General features: G+C 62.5%; 20 protein-coding genes. 15 read left to right on the top strand and 5 right to left on the bottom strand.

Annotated features, from left to right (window positions below; genetic code table 11):
* The first annotated feature begins 109 nt into the window (after nucleotides 1-109).
* Complete coding sequence (locus tag NKJ40_RS18355; protein ID WP_352467226.1) at nucleotides 110-1222, top strand: pyridoxal phosphate-dependent aminotransferase; 1113 nt, start codon at nucleotides 110-112, stop codon at nucleotides 1220-1222.
* A 32-nt stretch (nucleotides 1223-1254) separates the two neighbouring features.
* On the opposite strand, the gene NKJ40_RS18360 is transcribed toward NKJ40_RS18355, so the two are convergent.
* Nucleotides 1255-1755, bottom strand: coding sequence for a MarR family winged helix-turn-helix transcriptional regulator (locus NKJ40_RS18360; RefSeq protein ID WP_352467227.1), 501 nt, complete (start codon nucleotides 1753-1755; stop codon nucleotides 1255-1257).
* Nucleotides 1756-1954: 199 nt separating this feature from the next.
* Between NKJ40_RS18360 and NKJ40_RS18365 the strand changes: the two genes are divergently transcribed.
* The 11 genes from NKJ40_RS18365 (at nucleotide 1955) to NKJ40_RS18415 (ending at nucleotide 10653) form a co-directional block, all read left to right on the top strand.
* Nucleotides 1955-2233, top strand: a complete 279-nt coding sequence (locus NKJ40_RS18365; RefSeq protein ID WP_352467228.1) for an acylphosphatase — start codon at nucleotides 1955-1957, stop codon at nucleotides 2231-2233.
* A gap of 149 nt (nucleotides 2234-2382) precedes the next feature.
* Nucleotides 2383-3045: a TetR/AcrR family transcriptional regulator gene (locus NKJ40_RS18370; protein ID WP_352467229.1), complete on the top strand. Its 663-nt coding sequence runs from the start codon at nucleotides 2383-2385 to the stop codon at nucleotides 3043-3045.
* Nucleotides 3046-3093: 48 nt separating this feature from the next.
* Nucleotides 3094-4257 (top strand): isovaleryl-CoA dehydrogenase, encoded by a 1164-nt coding sequence (locus tag NKJ40_RS18375; protein ID WP_352467230.1) that lies wholly within the window; start codon nucleotides 3094-3096, stop codon nucleotides 4255-4257.
* Between the two features lie 82 nt (nucleotides 4258-4339).
* Nucleotides 4340-4732, top strand: a complete 393-nt coding sequence (locus NKJ40_RS18380; protein WP_352467231.1) for an AbrB/MazE/SpoVT family DNA-binding domain-containing protein — start codon at nucleotides 4340-4342, stop codon at nucleotides 4730-4732.
* Complete coding sequence (locus tag NKJ40_RS18385; protein ID WP_023677795.1) at nucleotides 4729-5112, top strand: type II toxin-antitoxin system VapC family toxin; 384 nt, start codon at nucleotides 4729-4731, stop codon at nucleotides 5110-5112. The genes NKJ40_RS18380 and NKJ40_RS18385 overlap by 4 nt, the downstream gene beginning before the upstream one ends.
* 4 nt (nucleotides 5113-5116) lie before the next feature.
* Nucleotides 5117-6724 carry a carboxyl transferase domain-containing protein gene (locus NKJ40_RS18390; protein WP_352467232.1) on the top strand — a complete coding sequence of 536 codons (1608 nt, stop codon included), beginning with the start codon at nucleotides 5117-5119 and terminating at the stop codon, nucleotides 6722-6724.
* A 1-nt stretch (nucleotide 6725) separates the two neighbouring features.
* Nucleotides 6726-7256 (top strand): O-acetyl-ADP-ribose deacetylase, encoded by a 531-nt coding sequence (locus tag NKJ40_RS18395; RefSeq protein ID WP_352467233.1) that lies wholly within the window; start codon nucleotides 6726-6728, stop codon nucleotides 7254-7256.
* A gap of 115 nt (nucleotides 7257-7371) precedes the next feature.
* Nucleotides 7372-7746: a hypothetical protein gene (locus tag NKJ40_RS18400; protein WP_352467248.1), complete on the top strand. Its 375-nt coding sequence runs from the start codon at nucleotides 7372-7374 to the stop codon at nucleotides 7744-7746.
* A gap of 31 nt (nucleotides 7747-7777) precedes the next feature.
* Nucleotides 7778-8158, top strand: coding sequence for a hypothetical protein (locus tag NKJ40_RS18405; protein WP_352467234.1), 381 nt, complete (start codon nucleotides 7778-7780; stop codon nucleotides 8156-8158).
* Between the two features lie 43 nt (nucleotides 8159-8201).
* On the top strand, nucleotides 8202-8576 hold the full coding sequence (locus NKJ40_RS18410) for a hypothetical protein (RefSeq protein WP_352467235.1): 375 nt from the start codon (nucleotides 8202-8204) through the stop codon (nucleotides 8574-8576).
* A gap of 112 nt (nucleotides 8577-8688) precedes the next feature.
* Nucleotides 8689-10653 carry an acetyl/propionyl/methylcrotonyl-CoA carboxylase subunit alpha gene (locus tag NKJ40_RS18415; protein WP_352467236.1) on the top strand — a complete coding sequence of 655 codons (1965 nt, stop codon included), beginning with the start codon at nucleotides 8689-8691 and terminating at the stop codon, nucleotides 10651-10653.
* Between the two features lie 112 nt (nucleotides 10654-10765).
* Here NKJ40_RS18415 and NKJ40_RS18420 read toward each other — a convergent pair whose 3' ends face one another.
* Nucleotides 10766-11887 carry a branched-chain amino acid ABC transporter substrate-binding protein gene (locus tag NKJ40_RS18420; RefSeq protein WP_292660052.1) on the bottom strand — a complete coding sequence of 374 codons (1122 nt, stop codon included), beginning with the start codon at nucleotides 11885-11887 and terminating at the stop codon, nucleotides 10766-10768.
* Nucleotides 11888-12275: 388 nt separating this feature from the next.
* A complete protein-coding gene (locus tag NKJ40_RS18425; RefSeq protein ID WP_010915070.1) occupies nucleotides 12276-12542 on the bottom strand; it encodes an SEL1-like repeat protein in 267 nt (88 codons plus the stop codon).
* A 459-nt stretch (nucleotides 12543-13001) separates the two neighbouring features.
* Between NKJ40_RS18425 and NKJ40_RS18430 the strand changes: the two genes are divergently transcribed.
* The gene (locus NKJ40_RS18430; RefSeq protein WP_352467237.1) at nucleotides 13002-13346 is read left to right on the top strand and encodes a DUF2147 domain-containing protein; all 345 of its coding nucleotides are present in this window, start codon (nucleotides 13002-13004) and stop codon (nucleotides 13344-13346) included.
* A 129-nt stretch (nucleotides 13347-13475) separates the two neighbouring features.
* Here NKJ40_RS18430 and NKJ40_RS18435 read toward each other — a convergent pair whose 3' ends face one another.
* Both NKJ40_RS18435 and NKJ40_RS18440 read right to left on the bottom strand, forming a co-directional pair.
* The gene (locus NKJ40_RS18435) at nucleotides 13476-13982 is read right to left on the bottom strand and encodes an invasion associated locus B family protein (RefSeq protein ID WP_352467238.1); all 507 of its coding nucleotides are present in this window, start codon (nucleotides 13980-13982) and stop codon (nucleotides 13476-13478) included.
* A 53-nt stretch (nucleotides 13983-14035) separates the two neighbouring features.
* Nucleotides 14036-16966, bottom strand: a complete 2931-nt coding sequence (locus NKJ40_RS18440; RefSeq protein WP_352467239.1) for an autotransporter outer membrane beta-barrel domain-containing protein — start codon at nucleotides 16964-16966, stop codon at nucleotides 14036-14038.
* A gap of 295 nt (nucleotides 16967-17261) precedes the next feature.
* Here NKJ40_RS18440 and NKJ40_RS18445 point away from each other — a divergent pair, with 295 nt between their 5' ends.
* Both NKJ40_RS18445 and NKJ40_RS18450 read left to right on the top strand, forming a co-directional pair.
* Nucleotides 17262-17414, top strand: coding sequence for a hypothetical protein (locus NKJ40_RS18445; protein WP_023718367.1), 153 nt, complete (start codon nucleotides 17262-17264; stop codon nucleotides 17412-17414).
* 29 nt (nucleotides 17415-17443) lie between these two features.
* A complete protein-coding gene (locus tag NKJ40_RS18450; RefSeq protein ID WP_352467240.1) occupies nucleotides 17444-17638 on the top strand; it encodes a hypothetical protein in 195 nt (64 codons plus the stop codon).
* Nucleotides 17639-17791: the final 153 nt, after the last annotated feature.

The raw sequence follows: 17791 nt of genomic DNA on the forward strand, positions 1-17791 counted from the left end.
TAGCAAAATGATGCGGGAGAATCCAGCCTGACGATTCCCGCTGGCCGCAGAACTTGCGCAGTCCAAGCTGGCAGGCTAGCAAGAAGGCCCCTTTCGAACGAGACTTATCATGCGCCTGCGCCCTCCCCTTACGCCGCTCATCGACGCGCTTCCCTCGACGGTGCCGTTTGTCGGCCCGGAGGCGCAGGAGCGCGACCGCGGCCGCGCCTTTCGCGCCCGCATCGGCGCCAATGAGAGCAGCTTTGGCCCTTCACCGCGCGTGGTTGCCCGCATGGCCGAGATTGCCGGCGACATGTGGATGTATTGCGACCCCGATAATCACGATTTGAAGGTAGCCGTAGCTAGGCATCTCGGTGTCGGTGGCGAAAACGTCGTCATCGGCGAAGGCATAGACGGGCTGCTCAGCCTGGTTGCGCGCATGTATGTGGCGCCTGGCGACGCGGTGGTGACCTCGCGCGGCGCCTATCCGACCTTCAACTTCCATGTTGCCGGCGTCGGCGGGCGGCTGGTCGCGGTACCTTACGAGAACGATCGGGAAAGCCTGGACGACCTGCTGGCGGCAGTCGCCAGGGAGAAGGCGCCGCTGGTCTACCTGTCCAATCCGGACAATCCGATGGGTAGCTGGTGGGAAGCCGCCGAGCTCGGCCGCTTCATCGAAGCGTTGCCGGAGACCACAATGCTGGTGCTCGACGAGGCCTATGGCGAATTAGGGCCATCCTCAGCGCTGCCGCCGATCGATGTGGCGCGGCCGAACGTCATCCGCATGCGCACCTTCTCCAAGGCCTATGGGCTGGCCGGCATACGCTGCGGCTATGCGGTGGCCGAAGCCCAGGTGATTCGCGATTTCGAAAAGATCCGCAATCATTACGGCGTCAGCCGCATGGCGCAGATGGCCGGTGTCGAGGCGCTTGCCGATCAGGCCTGGCTGGAGAGCGTGGTGGCGCGGGTCGCCGCCGGCCGCCGGCGCATTGCCGCAATAGCCGAGGCGAACGGGCTGAAGCCGCTGGCTTCGGCGACCAATTTCGTCACCATCGACTGCGGCCGCGACGGCGCTTTCGCACTAAAAGTGCTGCAGGCGCTGTTGTCACGCGACGTGTTCATCCGTAAGCCGATGGTGCCGGTGCTCGACCGCTGCATCCGGGTCAGCGTCGGCCTCGACCACGAGCTCGACATCTTTGCCGAGGAACTGCCTGGCGCACTGGCGGCAGCGCGAGGAAACTGAAGGGCGCAACGCCGGGATCCCGGTGCTGCTCGCTATTTCTCCGCTAGCAGGCGCATGACGCGCTTCAAGGCGTCCGATAATTCGGCAGCCGCTTCATCGGCGAGGCCGGCCGTCAGCCGCGCGAGATCGCGATCCGCCGCAGCCTGAAGCCTGGCGAGCTCCGCACTTCCGCGAGCGGTCAGCGACAGGATGCGTCTGCGCCGATCGGCTGGGTCAGTGCGCATCTCGATCAGGCCGGCGGCGGCGAACCTCCTCAGGACGCGTATGACATACGCCGGATCGAGCCGGAGCTCGGCAGCGATTTCGGAGGCTGCCGGTCCGAGATCGAGGTGGAATGCCCGCGCAAGAAACCCTGCCTCACCGCCGCTATTGGCGGCAGCATGGGATCGGCGGCCCAATTCGAACAGCAGCCGCGCCTCGCCTAGCGTATAGGCGCTGTGCGTCAAGGTCTGGTCGAGCAGCCCGATCAGCCGCGTGTAAAAGCGATTGAAGTCGCGGATCTCCGCGACAAGGGCATTCCGATCGGCCGGCATGTCGACCTCCTTCGGGCTGATCGCTCCGTAAGGACCATGATCGCCTATTATTTGACTTAGTCAATCATTCGATGGAGACGCCGCCCATCTCGCACGTGAAGCTGGCGGATCGCGATCGGCAGAGAGACCTTCGATGCACGCGGCGCGGTTGAATTTGCAAGACGCTGCGCCAGACTCGACTCAAAAGATGGAGAGCGCGATGGACGACCGGACGGTGCAGATACGCATATACGGCAAGGTGCAAGGCGTCAGCTACCGGGTCTGGGCGCGGCGCGAGGCGTCGGCGCTTGGCCTTGCCGGGTGGGTGCGCAACGAAGTTGACGGCTCGGTGACAGCTTTGATTGCAGGGACGGGTGCGGCGGTCTCGACAATGATCGAACGGCTTTGGCAAGGACCGCCAGGGGCAGCGGTTTCGAAGGTCGATGTCGAGGAGATCGAGGCTCGCGACATGTCCGCGGGTTTCAGGATTGTTGCCTAGCAAGGCATGACCCTGCTCATTCGCTTCCATCGCACAAAATCTCCAGGGTGCAGATAGAGCAAACCTGAAGCCATTGCCCTGCCCGGACATACCTCGGTCCTTGAATTAATTGAACGTTTGTTTTATTGTCTGCGAAAAGGCGGTTTGTCATGGCGCGTACGACCGGTTCCGACGGAGAGAAGACCGAAGCTGCGGTCCGCGAGGCGGCGGTCAGCCTGATTGCGCGTCTCGGCTACGAGGCGATGTCGATGCGCCAGCTGGCGGCCGAGGTTGGCGTCCAGGCAGCGGCGCTTTACCGCTACTTCCCGACCAAGCAGGACCTTCTGTTCACCCTGATGCGCGAGCATATGGAAGGCTTGATCGAGGCGTGGCGCGCAACACGCCCTGTCGGCGCCGGTCCGGCAGCGCGGCTCGCCGCCTATGTCGAAAACCACATCGCCTTCCACGTCGAACGCCGCCATTCCACCCATGTCTCGAACATGGAGCTGCGCAGCTTGTCGCACGAAAAACTCACGCAGATCCTGCGCCTGCGCACGGCTTACGAGAAGGAGCTGCGCGCCATCCTGCGCGACGGCGTCGAAGCGGGCTTGTTCAGCATCGAAGACACCGGGCTCACCGCAATGGCGCTGATCCAAATGATGACCGGCGTCATCGTCTGGTTCCGGCCGGGCGAGCGGCTGTCGATCGCCGAAGTCACCGCTACATATCTAGCAATGACAATGCGCCTTGTTGGAGCAAAGAACGATGGCGAGACAACGAGCCACGACGCCGCGCCTCTATTCGGGCGCGCAAAGGACGCTCTAGCAACTTGATTTCGCGCATGATCCCGATTTTCGGGATCGTGCGCCGGGAGGAACGGCATGTACACGCATACGCTCAACTTCGGGCTTGACGAAGACATCGAGGCACTGCGCGACCTGGTGCGGCGCTTTGCCCAGGAAAAGATCGCACCGATCGCCGCCGAAATCGACCGCTCGAACGAATTCCCGGCACATCTGTGGGCGGAGCTCGGCGGGCTTGGCCTGCTCGGCATCACCGCCGATCCCGATTTCGGCGGCAGCGGCATGGGCTACCTCGCCCATGTCGTGGCGATGGAGGAGATTTCGCGCGCCTCGGCCTCGGTCGGCCTCTCCTACGGCGCCCATTCCAACCTCTGCGTCAACCAGATCAACCGCTGGGCAACGCAGGCGCAGAAGGAAAAATATCTGCCTTCGCTCTGCAGCGGCGAGAAGGTCGGCGCACTGGCGATGTCGGAATCGGGTGCCGGCTCCGATGTGGTGTCGCTGCGCCTGCGCGCCGAAAAGCGCAACGATCGCTACGTGCTCAACGGCACCAAAATGTGGATCACCAACGGGCCGGATGCCGAGACGCTGGTCGTCTACGCCAAGACCGATCCGGAACTCAATTCGCGCGGCATCACCGCTTTCATAGTCGAAAAGGCCTTTGCCGGTTTTTCCGTGGCGCAAAAGCTCGACAAGCTCGGCATGCGCGGCTCGAATACCGGCGAGTTGGTGTTCGAGAATGTCGAAGTGCCGTTCGACAATGTGCTGCACGAGGAGGGGCGCGGTGTCGAGGTGCTGATGTCGGGCCTCGACTACGAACGCGCCGTGCTGGCCGGCGGGCCGATCGGGCTGATGGCTGCGTGCCTCGACGTGGCGATACCTTACGTGCATGAACGCAAGCAGTTCGGTCAGCCGATCGGCGAATTCCAGTTGGTGCAAGGCAAGCTCGCCGACATGTATGCGACGATGAACGCGGCGCGCGCTTACGTCTATGCCGTAGCCGCCGCCTGCGATCGCGGTGAGACGGCCCGCAAGGATGCTGCCGGCTGTATTCTCTTCGCCGCCGAAAAGGCGACGCTGATGGCGCTCGACGCCATCCAGCTTTTGGGTGGCAACGGCTACATCAACGATTACCCGACCAGCCGGCTGCTGCGCGACGCCAAGCTCTACGAGATCGGTGCCGGCACCAGCGAAATCCGTCGATGGCTGATCGGGCGGGAAATCATGGCGGAGGGCGCCTGATGGCATCTTTTTAAGATTTTGCCAGAAGCCGCAAGATGTGGCATACTTCGGAATATGTGCCACAATACAGGCGAGACGGACCATGGCGGGCAAGACGGGAAAGTCCGGACTTGAAGAAGACCCGCAAGCACGGTTCGATGCCGGCGCTCGCAAAACGCCGCTTCGGGTTCCGGCGAAACGCGAGCGGGTCAAGCTTGGCGAGGGCGGGCGCTTCGTCATCCCTGCCGCGATGCGCGAGGAGATGGGCGTGAAGCCTGGCGAGGACATGATCCTTCATGTCGAAAGCGGCGAGCTGCGGGTAAGATCGTGGCTGCAGAATCTGCGACGGGTCCAGGCCGAATTGTCAGCGCTGAAACAGCCCGGTGAAAGCGTCGTCGACGAATTTCTGAAGGAGCGGCGGGAAGAGCAGCGTCGAAGCGACAAGCGTCTCGACCGGCTTCACGCCGAAGGGACAACGGGAAAGCGGGCGAAATGAAGCCCTACGTCATGGACAGTTCGGCGGCGCTCGCAATCCTGCTCAACGAGCAAGGCACCGACAATGCTTTGGGGTTCGCGCCGGACGCACAATGCAGTTCAGTCAATGCGGCCGAAATCATCGCCAAGCTGATCGACAAGGGACGCAGCATGGAACAGGCCGCGGACGACCTCGCCAGTCTCGGCATGCCGATCGCCGTTTTCGACGACGCAATGGGCATCGCGGCCGGGCAGCTTCGCCAATTGACGCGGCATCGCGGCTTGTCGCTGGGCGATCGGGCCTGCCTCGCACTGGCAATTCGCGAGAACGCTATTGCCGTCACCGCCGATCGCGATTGGGGCGACCTCGATGTCGGCTGCAAAATCGAGCTGATCCGGTAGCGCCATGGCCCCCCTCACCTCGCAGATCTCGCCCGCCTCCGATATCTTCCGCGCCAATGCCGAGCGCATGCGGGCGCTGGTCGCCGACATCGCTGAAAAAGCCGCCGGCATCGAGCGCGGTGGCTCGGAAGAGGCGCGTGAGCGGCACGTCTCCCGCGGCAAGCTCCTGCCGCGGCAACGCCTCGCGCAATTGCTCGATACGGGCTCGCCGCTCCTCGAAATCGGCCAGTTTGCCGCTTGGTCGATGTATGGCGAGGACATCCCCTCGGCCGGCCTCATCGCCGGCATCGGCCGGGTCGAAGGCACCGAAGTGATGGTCGTTGTCAACGACGCCACGGTGAAGGGCGGCACCTATTATCCGCTGACGGTGAAGAAGCATCTGCGTGCACAGGAGATCGCACTACAGAACAATCTGCCTTGCGTCTATCTGGTCGACAGCGGCGGCGCCAATCTGCCCAACCAGGACGAGGTGTTTCCCGACCGCGATCATTTCGGCCGCATCTTCTACAACCAGGCCAACATGTCGGCCGCCGGCATTCCGCAGATCGCCTGCGTCATGGGTTCGTGCACGGCCGGCGGCGCCTATGTGCCTGCGATGTCGGACGAGACAATCATGGTGCGCAACCAGGCAACCATCTTTCTCGGCGGGCCGCCGCTGGTGAAGGCGGCCACCGGCGAGGACGTCACCGCCGAGGACCTCGGTGGCGCCGACGTGCACACAAGGCTTTCCGGCGTTGCCGACTACTATGCGCTCGACGACGAGCATGCGCTGGCCATATGCCGGCGTATCGTCAAAAACCTGAATCGGAACAAAATTGTAAGCTTGGCCCTGAAGAAATCGATTCCGCCGCTTCACGATCCACATGAACTCTACGGTATCGTGCCTACGGATCTGCGCCAGCCTTACGACGTGCGCGAGGTGATCGCCCGCATCGTCGACGGCTCCGAGTTCGATGAGTTCAAGCAGAATTACGGCACCACGCTGGTCACCGGTTTCGCCCACCTCAGCGGCATGCCGGTCGGCATCGTCGCCAACAATGGCGTGCTGTTTTCGGAAAGCGCGCTGAAGGGCGCGCACTTCATCGAGCTGTGCTGCCAGCGCAGGATTCCGCTGATTTTCCTGCAGAACATCACCGGCTTTATGGTCGGGCGAAAATACGAGGCCGGCGGCATCGCCAAGGACGGCGCCAAGCTGGTGATGGCGGTCGCCACCGCCAAGGTGCCGAAAGTAACGATGATCATCGGCGGCTCGTTCGGCGCCGGCAATTACGGCATGTGCGGACGCGCCTATTCGCCACGCTTCCTGTGGATGTGGCCGAATGCCCGCATTTCGGTGATGGGCGGCGAGCAGGCGGCAACGGTGCTGGCCGTCGTCAAGCGCGAGGGCATCGAGCGCAAGGGCGGCGAGTGGAGCGCCGAAGAGGAGGCAAAATTCAAGAAGCCAATCCTGATGAAGTACGAGCACGAAGGCCACCCGCTCTATTCGTCTGCAAGGCTCTGGGACGACGGCATCATCGACCCCGCCAAGACCCGCGAGGTGCTGGCGCTCAGCCTTTCGGCCGCGCTCAACGCCCAGATCGAGGAGACACGCTTCGGCGTGTTCAGGATGTGAGATGAGCGAAACCGGCCCGAGGATTCGCATTCAAACCGGCGACATAACGAAGCTGGCGGTCGATGCCATCGTCAACGCCGCCAACACCTCGCTTCTCGGCGGCGGTGGCGTGGACGGCGCCATTCACCGCGCGGCCGGCCCCGAGCTTCTGGCCGAATGCCGGATGCTGAATGGCTGCAAGGTCGGAGACGCAAAAATCACCACGGGCTACAAGCTGCCCGCGCGCTACATCATCCATGCGGTCGGGCCGGTCTGGCAAGGCGGCAGCAAAGGAGAAGCCGAACTGCTCGCCTCCTGCTATCGCCGGTCGCTCGAAATCGCCGCCGCAAAGGACTGCCGGACGGTGGCGTTTCCAGCGATCTCGACCGGGGCCTACCGCTATCCGAAGGATCAGGCGACGCAAATTGCTGTCGGTACCGTGAGTGCCTTCATCGGCCAGAACATCGTTCCGGAAACCGTCATTTTCTGCTGCTTCGACGAACTAACAGCCGAACTGTATCAGCGGGTCGTTGCCGCACTCGGCAAGGTGTAACCCTGCGCCGGCGGCACCCGTCCACATCTCCAGACTATTTTTTGCTTCTTGATCTGGCCAGACGAAAGAATCACGGCTATTGATCATCGCAAATACCAATGGGGATTGGGCGAAGATGAGGCGGCGGGTTTTTCAGAGAACAACTGTGCAGATACTTGCGGCGTTGCTTATATTAGCGACGCATGGCGTTGGTGCGGCGGAGTCGTTGGCGGGAAGCAAGGGCGAGACCCGTTTCTATCCCTATTTGCCGCAGAATCCGAAGGATCAATGTACCATGGCTTACAAGGCCTATGTAGCGGCCGGCGGCCATTCAGCCTATGCAACCACTCCGTATTCCCGGGTCCGTTCGCTGTACATCATCTGCGGCTCGCGCTTGAATGCACCGTCACAGCAAGCTGCCGAAGAGTTGGCGTTGAAATCCTGTCAGGCAACCCGCAATAGTTACAGGGTTACGACAGGTGGGGGCTGCGAAATCGCTGCCTCCAAATAGGCGAATATCTTTCAGTGTTGGGTTTTTTCAAATGGGTTGGGCAATGAAATCTTTATCCATCAGGCGAACAACCATATCGATACTTGCACTGCTCGTGGCCTCTGCACCGAATGTTGGCGCCGCCGAATCGCTGGCGGGAAGCAAGGGCGACAGCCGTTTTCCGGTCTATTTTGCACCGGGTACAATCGGAGGCTGCGGCAAGGACTACAAGGACTATGTGGCAGCGGGCGGTCACTCGGCCTATGCGATGACGCCGTTCAACTGGGCAACCGAATTCATTATTTGCGGTGCTCATCTCAATGCGCCGTCCCAGAAGGCTGCGGAAGCGCTGGCGTTGAAGTCCTGCCAGTCCGCGCGCAGCAAGTACAAGGTCACGACTGCAGGGGCCTGCGCCATAGCTGCCTCCAAATAGGCCGATACTCGTCGGCCTTCAACGTTTTCAATGGTTGGGAAAAATGAAGTCTATAGGCATCAAACAAGCAGTCTTGTCGATAATAGGTGGGTTGCTTCTAATCTCGAGCCCTAATATCGGCGCCGCCGAATCGCTGACGGGAAGCAAGGGCGACATCCGTTTTTACCCGGCTCTATCGCTAGACCCGAAGCGACCGTGCACCAAGGCATACAATGCCTATGTGGCGGCCAGCGGCCATTCAGCCTATGCGACCACACCGTATTCCCGGGTGCGTTCGCTGTACATCATCTGCGGCTCGCGCTTGAATGCGCCGTCGCAAAAGGCTGCCGAGGATACGGCGATGAAATCCTGCCAGGCCACCCGCAACCGTTACAAGGTCACGACCGGGGGAGCTTGCGAAATCGCGGCCTCAAAGTAGGCAGGCCTCGCTTGCCTACCCTTTGACCGCCAGACTACAAAGCAGGGCATCGCCGCAGCTCGCGTGAAGAGAATTCACGCCGTTGGCGGCAAGCTCTGCCTGCGGAGGCCCGATGTTCGCCAAGATCCTGGTCGCCAACCGTGGCGAGATCGCCTGCCGGGTGATCCGCACGGCACGCAGCATGGGTTTGCGCAGCGTCGCCGTCTATTCCGACGCCGACGCTCACGCCTTGCATGTCGAAATGGCCGACGAAGCGGTGCATATCGGCGCCGCTCCCGCCAACGAAAGCTATCTGCGCGGCGACAAGATCATCTCGGCGGCCTTGGCCACAGGTGCCGAGGCCATCCATCCGGGCTACGGCTTTCTTTCGGAAAACCCCGATTTCGTCGACCAGGTCGCGGCGGCTGGGCTGATCTTCATTGGGCCGTCGGCGGCCTCGATCCGTGCCATGGGACTGAAGGACGCGGCCAAGCGGTTGATGGAAAAGGCCGGCGTGCCTGTCGTTCCGGGCTACCATGGCGAAGCGCAGGAGATCGTGTTGCTCGCCTCCAAGGCGCGCGAGATAGGCTACCCCGTACTGATCAAGGCGCGCGCCGGCGGCGGCGGCAAAGGCATGCGGCGCGTCGAGCATCCCGATGATTTTTCGGAAGCACTGTCGGGCGCGCGGCGCGAGGCGAAAGCCGCGTTCGGTGACGACCGCGTCTTGGTGGAAAAATATGTCGACAAGCCGCGCCACATCGAAGTGCAGGTGTTTGGTGACAATTTCGGCAATGCCGTACATCTTCACGAACGTGACTGCTCGGCGCAGCGCCGCCACCAGAAGGTGATCGAGGAGGCGCCTGCCCCGGGCATGACGCCGGCACTGCGCAAGGCGATGACCGAGGCGGCGGTGAAAGCCGCCAAGGCAATCCACTATTCCGGCGCCGGTACCATCGAGTTCATCGTCGATGCCTCGCAAGGTCTAAAGGCCGACCGTTTCTGGTTCATGGAAATGAACACCCGCCTGCAGGTCGAGCACCCCGTCACCGAAATGGTCACCGGCATCGACCTGGTCGAGTGGCAGTTGCGGGTAGCCTCCGGCGAAAAACTGCCGAAGATGCAGAGCGAGATCGCGCTATCCGGCCACGCCTTCGAGGCGCGCATCTATGCCGAGGACGCGGCAAGAGGGTTTTTGCCGGCGACCGGCACCTTGCACCATTTGAAATTTCCGCAGCCGGCACCAGAGGGTGCGACCATGCGCATCGAAACCGGTGTGCGCGCCGGCGATGCGATTTCGCCGTTTTACGACCCGATGATCGCCAAACTGATCGTCCATGGCAAGGACAGACGGGCGGCGCTCACGGCACTTGGCGCGGCGCTGTCGCAGACCGAAATCGCCGGCTCGACGGTCAACACTGGCTTTCTTGCCGCGCTGGCCGCTGATGCGGATTTTGCGGCGGGCGATGTCGATACCGGCCTGATAGCCAGGCATCAACTGGCGTTGACGGCGGTTCCGCCGCCGAGCGGTGAGACAATTGCCGCCGCGGCACTTGCCGCGTCCGGTGCGAGCGACTTGCGGTCCTCGGACGATCCCTGGTCGTCGCTGGCAGGCTATGCGCATTTCCACGCTGTAGCGCGGCGCACCCTGCTGAAATTTGGCGAGCAGGGGATCGTCGCGCGCGTGTCGGTGCGGCCGGACGGACGGTTCGAGGTGGCGCTGGACGCGCCCTATGACAGCGTGAATTCGCATGATCTTCGCGCGACGCCTCGCCTCGCCCGCTGGCCGGGCCACGTCACGGTCTTCGATGGCGCCATCGGCTACGGTTTTGCCGTGCCGGATCCGCTGGCGCGAGCCGACGAAGCCGCCGCCGCTTCCGGAAGCCTGCGCGCGCCAATGCCCGGCCTGGTCAAATTGGTGCGTGCAGCCAAAGGCGAGTCCGTGATCAAGGGCCAGCCGCTGCTGATCCTGGAGGCGATGAAGATGGAGCACACCATTGCCGCCCCCCATGACGGGGTTATCGCCGAGATTGCTGCCGAAGGCGCGCAGGTCACCGACGGGACCGTGCTGGTGCGTTTTGCCGAGGAAGCCCACGGCTGACCGCTGTTCCTCCACAAGTCGATATCGAAGACACGCCCCACAAACGCCGCCCAAAATGAAAATGGCCGGGTCTGACCCGGCCATTTCCGTTTACTGCGGGCGACGCCAGCCACTACGGCTGGATCGGCGCGTATTTGCCGTCGTGCCACTGGTTGATGTCGTAGCTGACGTTCTTGAGGTCGCCCTTTTCGTCGAAAGTGACCGCGCCGACGACGGTGCTGATCGGCTCGCCGCTCTTCAAAGCTTCGGCAACCTTGGCCGGGTCGTCGCTGCCGGCGCGCTTGATGCCCTCCGCAAAGGCCTGGATCACGGCATAGGAGAACAGCGTGAAGCCCTCGGGCACGAAGCCGCCCGCCTTGATCTTTTCGATGGCTTCTTTGGCTTCGGGCTTCGCCTGCGGATCCGACGGGAAGACGAACATGGTGCCTTCGCCGGCCGGGCCGGAAACCTGCCAGAATTCCGGCGTGGCAATCGAGTCCGGCATGATCAGCTGGAATTTCAGGTTCTGTTCCGCCGACTGGCGCAGGATGAGGCCGGCTTCGGGGTGGTAGCCGCCGAAATAGACGACGTCAGCCTTCAGGTCCTTGAGCTTGGTGACAAGCGCCGCGTAGTCCTTTTCACCGGCGTTGATTCCCTCATAGAGGATCTCGTTGAGACCGTTCTGGTTCATCGTTGCCTTGACGACATCGGCGACGCCCTGCCCGTAGGCGCTCTTGTCGTGCAGGATGACGACGTTCTTGCCGGCATATTTCTTGGCGATCCATGGACCGATGAAAGCGCCCTGCGCGTCGTCGCGCGTATAGAGACGCATGATCGTCGGCCAGCCGGCTTTCGCCGCCGCGTCGGTCAGCACCGGGTTCGACGAAGCCGGGCTCATCATCAGCGCGCCGGCTTCGGCATAGACCGCGGAGGCCGGGATGCTCGAGCCCGAACAGGCATGGCCATCGACGAACTTGACGCCGTTGGCAACGACGCGGTTGGCGACCGAAACCGCCTGTTTCGGATCACACTGGTCATCCTGGACGTCGAGCTTGATCTGGCGGCCATCGACGCCGCCGGCCGCGTTGATCGCGTCGGCGGCGGCTTGCGCGCCTTGCTTGAATTGATCGCCGATGGTGGCAAGCTGACCGGTCATCGGTCCGACCACTGAAAAGGTGATGTCATCGGCGAAGGCGACCGGCGCGGTCATCATCAAGCCAAATATGGCTGCGCTCAAAATACTGAATTTCTTCATGGTGACATAACTCCTCCACTCTCGCGCGACCATCCCGGCCGCGCCTCTTCCAGAGTGGCCGGAGAATTTCATCCTTCACCGGAGCTGTCTAGACGCATCGTCGGCGCTCGATTGGGCCTGCAACACGCTGTCGCAAAGACAAAGCCGCGCCAGCCTTGTTCCGGCCGGTCGCAGCTTTTCTCATCGAGCTTCCCGAGATATCAGCACCGGGATCCGCTCGCCTTCCCTGTTTTGTACGGTTTATTGCACGGCTCGTCCGCCTGCCGTGTTCTTGTTGGCCCAGCCGTCTTGCGCGGCCTTGATTTTCGGGTCCAGCCGTCTGCGCGGCTTTGATCCGAAGCGTCCCTGTCGTGAGGTCAGTACCCCTGTGAAGTCGATGCCGGCGAATTCAGTGCATCGTCATCCATTCGCGGGCTTCGCGCAGCGCCTTGGCGATCTCGACCTTCGACATGGCGGCCGACAATTCAGAGCGCAGTTCCGCGGCGCGGGCCGAACCCTTGATCGCGGCGATGTTGAACCATTTGTGGGCGGCGACGACATCGGTCTCGCAATCGCGGCCGGTCGCATACATCATGCCCAACTCGAAAAGAATATCGGCCTGGGCAGTTGCCCCCATGGCGCCGAAGCCGGCTTCAAGCATTTCAAAACGTGCCATTTCAAACCCCTGTTCTGGCTCCCGAGAGCTGTCTCCGTCTGTCCCTCGGTGTTCTTGATTACCTTCGGGGGCGGCCGCTCTTTCGATGCTTTCGAGAATGCCGCGGAGGCTTGAATCCGTCGTTAAATGGCGTGCTTAATTTGAGGAAAACAAAGCTAAAACAAGAGGTAAACGCGAAAATTCGTTAAGGATACAAAGCCAGCAATCGCGCCGGTTTGCACAAAATTTGAAGAAAACTTGCGAGGCACGGATCAAGACTCCGCTAACCACAGAAGACAAAGACGTGTGCGGCCCGTTTCATTTTTTCGCCGGCGCGGCCGTTCGGGAGCGGGCAAAAACCCGCAACCCCTCCGTGGCGGCACCGCTTTTGTTTTTCCGGGAGCTGGACTAGCTTACGTTTGCGTAAGGGGCAGACAGCCGGGACGGAGCCCGATTGGACTTGCCTGAGGGAGGAGAGACATGTTTCGACAAGTGAGCCCGGCCCTCGCGGCCGCAATAATGATGACCGGCGCGGCATGGGCCGATCCGATCGAAGGCAGTTGGAAAACGCAAGCCGGATCGACTGCCGCCATTTCGGGTGGCGGCGGGGCGTTTTCGATTACGCTCAAATCCGGCAAATTTGCCGGCAAGAACATCGGTTCACTGAAGGTGGCCGGCGACAACAAATATGCCGGCACCATAACCGACCCGGAAACCGACAAGACCTATTCGGGCAAGGCTTCGCTTTCCGGCAGTTCACTCAAGATGAGCGGCTGCGTTTTCGGCGGGCTGATCTGCAAGAGCCAGACCTGGCACAAGCTCTGATTGTGCCCTTCCTGCCGTGGTGAGCGGGGCCAGTCGGCCGCGGCGACGACCGTGCCCTGCTCAGCTTACCGCGAGGTCAGTTTGCAGCCTGTCGAAAAACATATGGAGAGTGACGAGAAGAGCTCGGGATCAAACCCCGCCGAGAACCTGCAGCCTATCGAGCGCGGCAGCCAAGCCTTTCAGCGAAATCGACAGAGCGAATTCTTTGCTGTCGGTGGATTGCGTCTTCACCCGCAGAGCGGTACCGGCCCGCAGCGCTGCAATCATCGCGGCATCGAAGCTGAGCGGCACGATACATCCGCCCGGCAGACAGGTCGAAAAGCGCAAAGGCTTGCGTGACTGCCCATCGTCGATCTGAAGCGTGGCGCCGGCATCGAGCAGCAAACCGAAGGGTAAAACCAGATCGCCGGAAAGAGTATCTTTGCCGTTTCGACGCAATTCGATCGCGAGCACGCGCTGGCCATTCTTCTGCGCCTGTTGCTGGGACACAGTGCAAATCGCCCGGGGCGCGGCACTTTCGCAGGAGAGGCGCCAGTCCTGGTAAGTTTCCTGGAGAGACGACGCGCCTCCCGGCAGGGTCGACGCAGGCTCTTGCGCCGGCGCGGACACAGGCACCGAGACGATCAAAGCCGCCATTATTGTCGGGCGTATTTTTCGCCACATCACGGCGACCCTCTTCTCTGTCGTTGTCAGAATTTGACGCGGAGATCCGCCTTGGCGCCATTGTCGACGACGCCGCCGTCGAATTGGCCGGAATAGGACAGGCCGAGCGTGGCATTGGCCGACATTTGCAGGTCGAGGCCGGCCTCGACGAGGGCTGCATCCTGCGCGATCGGCACGCCGGCTATGGTAAAGGCATCGCCGCCGGCGAAGGCGAAGGTCGAAACCGGCGTGACATCGCCAAAGGCGTGGCGCCAGCCGACCATGCCGCGCGCCGTCGCGTTCATGCCGCCAAGCGCGACGTCGGTCGATGCGCGCAGCCCGAGCGTGGTGAAGGTCGCATCCGTGGTCGAACTGGCGCTGGTCAACGCCGCGCCACCACCCTTTTCGGTGAAGCCGTCCGTATGCACGCTGACATAGGCGAGATTGGCGAAGGGCTCGAATTTGAAGCGGCCGGCATCAGTCTTGTAGCCGACTTCGCCGAAGACCTGCGCGGTGGACGCGTCGTAGTCGCCGGTCAACTGGTCGGCAAAGCCATTGAAAGCGACGCTGCGTTTTGTCGAGAGGCTGCTCCAGCTGTAGGCGGCACCGGTGCGGAAGGCGATGGCGCCCCAGTTCGTGCCGCCATAGAGGCCGAGATGATAATTGTCGGCATCGCCCGAGGAATGACGATCGTCGGCGTCGAAGGACGAACGGCTGTAGCCGCCGAGCAGGCCGACACGCCAGTCGCCGACCAGAGTATCTGCACCGGCCAGCAGGCCGCCGATCGATCGGTCGAAGGCGGCAGCGTTGCCGTCCGACTCGCTACTGCCCCACGAGCCGAAGGCCTGGCCCCAGACGGCGAAGCGGTCGGTGTCGGCCGCGACCATCTCCGGCCCGCCCTCGCCATAGGCCATGACCGGCAATGCGGCGGTGCCGGCATCGCCAAAGGCGGTACGGATGCGGTTGGTGGCCGCATCGCGCACGAACTGGCTGTCGTTGAGCAGCATGCCCTTGGCCGACGCATGGATCTCGCCCGACAGCTGGTCGAAGGCGCTGCGGGCCTCCGCGTCGGTGGCCAGATTGGCGACGGCGTTGAACAGGGATCCGGATTCCGGAATGCTGTCCAGTCCCTGACCCGTGGCGATCTGGTTGCGCGTCACGCCGGCATCGGCGAAATCGCGCACCTTCAACACGTCGAGGTAGGCATTGTTGACGTCATAGGTATCCACCATGCCCAGGAAGGCGGTGTTGGCGGGCAGGCCTGTCACCGAGGCGAACTCGCCGGTCAGCCCGGCATCGGCGGTCAGCACCGTATAGTGAGCACCGAAAACCAGACCGCCTAGCCCGTTGACAGCGAGCGTCGAGCCAGTGATCGTCACGGCACCCGCTGCATGAAGCAGATCCGACTGAAGTGCCGCGTCGATATCAATGGCATAGGTGGATCCGGCGGCCAGCGTCGCATCGCCGGAAAGCAAGGTACGGTCGCCGGCGCCGCCGTCCTGCATGGTGAGAAGACCGTTATTCGACAGGGATTCGAGGCCGCTGAAAGTGGTCGTTTCGAGCGTTGCGCCATTGCTGGCGGTGACGAGGGATGCTCCGGCCGCGTTCACCACGCTATCGATGCCAGCGCCGAACAGGCTGGTGCCCCCGGTTGTCCAGATGGCGTTGTTGGTCACCAGGTCGGCGAAGTCCCCGAGCTCCACCCGGCCGGTCAACGCGCCGCCATTGGTGAGCATCGTGGCGCCGCCCGAGGTGGTGATGGCCAGCGCTGTCGCGGTCAGCGCGCTGTTGTGCGTCGCACCGGAAAGGGTGATGCCGATCGCGTGGCCGGTGTTCGATAGCGCGATGATCGCGGCGACATCGCCTTCGATCGTGCCGTTGGCGGTGATGCCGATCGCGCCGCTGCCGTTGTTGAACGCGAAGATGCCGGTCGTGCCCGAGACGTTGCCCGCGGTCACGTCGACCGCACCCGCACCGGCGGCCGAGGTCTGCTGGGCGACGATGGCGGTATTGCCGGTGGATGTGACATCGCCCGCGGTCACCGTGACGGCGCCGCCGGTCGAGAGCGCAAAGATGCCGTTGCCGCTGGTCGCATTGACCGGGCCGACCGTGGTCACCGTGGTCGAGCCCGAGCCAAAGTTCTCGGCGTCGATGCCGAACCGCGCGTCGATCGACCCGTTGGCGGTCACGTCGATGTTGCCCGTGCCGGCGGCCGGGAAGATCGCCGCCACCATGCCAGCATTGCCGGCCTGGATGTTGCCGTTGGCGACCTCCGTGATATTGCCAGTCAGCGACTGCGTCTGGACGTCAATGCCGTCCTTGCCCGCCGTCAGCGCGGTGACAGCGTTGGTGACCACCGAAATCCCGGTGCTGGTCGCCACGTCACGGACGGTGATGCCTTCGCCAGACGCCGCAAAGACATTGCCGGAGACGTTGATATCCACCGAGCCGACACCACCTGTCTGCCTCGCATCGAAGGCGTTGCCGGTGCCATTGTTGGTGATGTCGCCGCCCGTGTAGGCGATCACGCCACCGGCCGCCGAGAGCGACAGCGCCGCGGTGCCGCCCGCGGTCGGCGTGTTGCCGGCATCGACAATGATCGCACCGTTATTGGTGACAGTGATACCGCCGGCGCCGGTGTTGCTAACCGCAAGACCGTTGCCGCTTACCGTCGTTCCCGCATCGACATTGAGGACAATCGGAGTTGCAATCAGGCCCGCGTAAGCTCGGTCATTAGGTGGGTTGACGGGGAATGTCGTGTCTGTGGTGACGGTATTATTGCACTGGACAATGACACCGCCGACTAAGCAAGCGGCCCAGGCCTGGCTTGGAGCCAACAGGCTCGCGCCGGCCGCGGCCGCAAGGCCGATGGCTGATCTCAGGGCAAGCTGGCTCGCCTGCGAACGCAGGATTCTCCCCGCATTGCCAGTAGGCTGTCGAGGCGTCGAAAAAAGATCGAGATTCCGGGTACACATCATGAAGCCGCCCCCCATGCAGCCAATTCGTGCGACTCCGGATCACCCGAAGCTTACGACTTGTAGGGGTGGCCTCGATGCGAGTCAATCAAGCGCGTCGATTGGAAAAACGAACGTACTTCCGGGAATCAAAGAGCCCTGGCTGGAGGACAACACCCTCCCGTGTCAGATCCTCCATAGCGTAGAAAACTCACGCCCAGAGATCATCAACCATTTTGAACCCCGGATGAACGGCGCCATCAGAGCCGGTTCAGGCTGGGCAAGGCATTGTCATGCGTGTTGAAGGAGACACCGCGCAATGCTTGCCCGCCGCTTCACCATCGTCTGCCTGCTGATGAGCCTGTTCGGCATGTTGTTCGCCGTCCTTGTCGCCGAAGCCGGCCGGCCGGCCCGCGCGTGGGACGTCGCCATTTCCTGCCGGCTCGGTTGCCCGAACCAGCTTCGCCACTGAACCCGACAGCGAGATTTAGAAACCACGCCATGACCCGCCTCACCGCCAATATCCTCAAGACCCTTCGGCTTCTGCCGCGGACTGCGCTCATCCTGATGTTTCTGGCGGCCCCGGTCCTGGCCGTGCCGACGATGCGCGCCGATGCTGGTTCGACCATCGAGGCGCCTGCGCCGAGGAAGTCCGGCGTCGGCTTTGTGCTGCTGGTCAGCTTGCGGCGCGGCTAATGCATGTCGCGCAAAAGTGTGCAGCGGTTTTGCGACAACGACATGCATAAAACAAGAACCTAAAGTATCCGTTTTGATCAAGGGGTTTTAGGGGCCCATTTTCGCTGCGCCTTGAGGAGAGCGTTTGCGAGGATGATGAGCTTTCGCATCAAT

This window comes from Mesorhizobium sp. M0119, from assembly GCF_040322615.1.
In the GTDB taxonomy this organism is placed as follows: Bacteria; Pseudomonadota; Alphaproteobacteria; order Rhizobiales; family Rhizobiaceae; genus Mesorhizobium.

Bases quoted from the DNA above. Each gene is read 5' to 3' on its own strand.
- NKJ40_RS18445 (WP_023718367.1), top strand. From the start codon at position 17,262: ATGCTTGCCCGCCGCTTCACCATCGTCTGCCTGCTGATGAGCCTGTTC.
- NKJ40_RS18420 (WP_292660052.1), bottom strand. From the start codon at position 11,887: ATGAAGAAATTCAGTATTTTGAGCGCAGCCATATTTGGCTTGATGATG.
- NKJ40_RS18410 (WP_352467235.1), top strand. From the start codon at position 8,202: ATGAAGTCTATAGGCATCAAACAAGCAGTCTTGTCGATAATAGGTGGG.
- NKJ40_RS18365 (WP_352467228.1), top strand. From the start codon at position 1,955: ATGGACGACCGGACGGTGCAGATACGCATATACGGCAAGGTGCAAGGC.
- NKJ40_RS18380 (WP_352467231.1), top strand. From the start codon at position 4,340: ATGGCGGGCAAGACGGGAAAGTCCGGACTTGAAGAAGACCCGCAAGCA.
- NKJ40_RS18440 (WP_352467239.1), bottom strand. From the start codon at position 16,966: ATGATGTGTACCCGGAATCTCGATCTTTTTTCGACGCCTCGACAGCCT.
- NKJ40_RS18425 (WP_010915070.1), bottom strand. From the start codon at position 12,542: ATGGCACGTTTTGAAATGCTTGAAGCCGGCTTCGGCGCCATGGGGGCA.
- NKJ40_RS18385 (WP_023677795.1), top strand. From the start codon at position 4,729: ATGAAGCCCTACGTCATGGACAGTTCGGCGGCGCTCGCAATCCTGCTC.
- NKJ40_RS18430 (WP_352467237.1), top strand. From the start codon at position 13,002: ATGTTTCGACAAGTGAGCCCGGCCCTCGCGGCCGCAATAATGATGACC.
- NKJ40_RS18390 (WP_352467232.1), top strand. From the start codon at position 5,117: ATGGCCCCCCTCACCTCGCAGATCTCGCCCGCCTCCGATATCTTCCGC.
- NKJ40_RS18435 (WP_352467238.1), bottom strand. From the start codon at position 13,982: ATGGCGGCTTTGATCGTCTCGGTGCCTGTGTCCGCGCCGGCGCAAGAG.
- NKJ40_RS18355 (WP_352467226.1), top strand. From the start codon at position 110: ATGCGCCTGCGCCCTCCCCTTACGCCGCTCATCGACGCGCTTCCCTCG.
- NKJ40_RS18400 (WP_352467248.1), top strand. From the start codon at position 7,372: ATGAGGCGGCGGGTTTTTCAGAGAACAACTGTGCAGATACTTGCGGCG.
- NKJ40_RS18415 (WP_352467236.1), top strand. From the start codon at position 8,689: ATGTTCGCCAAGATCCTGGTCGCCAACCGTGGCGAGATCGCCTGCCGG.
- NKJ40_RS18370 (WP_352467229.1), top strand. From the start codon at position 2,383: ATGGCGCGTACGACCGGTTCCGACGGAGAGAAGACCGAAGCTGCGGTC.
- NKJ40_RS18360 (WP_352467227.1), bottom strand. From the start codon at position 1,755: ATGCCGGCCGATCGGAATGCCCTTGTCGCGGAGATCCGCGACTTCAAT.
- NKJ40_RS18450 (WP_352467240.1), top strand. From the start codon at position 17,444: ATGACCCGCCTCACCGCCAATATCCTCAAGACCCTTCGGCTTCTGCCG.
- NKJ40_RS18395 (WP_352467233.1), top strand. From the start codon at position 6,726: ATGAGCGAAACCGGCCCGAGGATTCGCATTCAAACCGGCGACATAACG.
- NKJ40_RS18405 (WP_352467234.1), top strand. From the start codon at position 7,778: ATGGGTTGGGCAATGAAATCTTTATCCATCAGGCGAACAACCATATCG.
- NKJ40_RS18375 (WP_352467230.1), top strand. From the start codon at position 3,094: ATGTACACGCATACGCTCAACTTCGGGCTTGACGAAGACATCGAGGCA.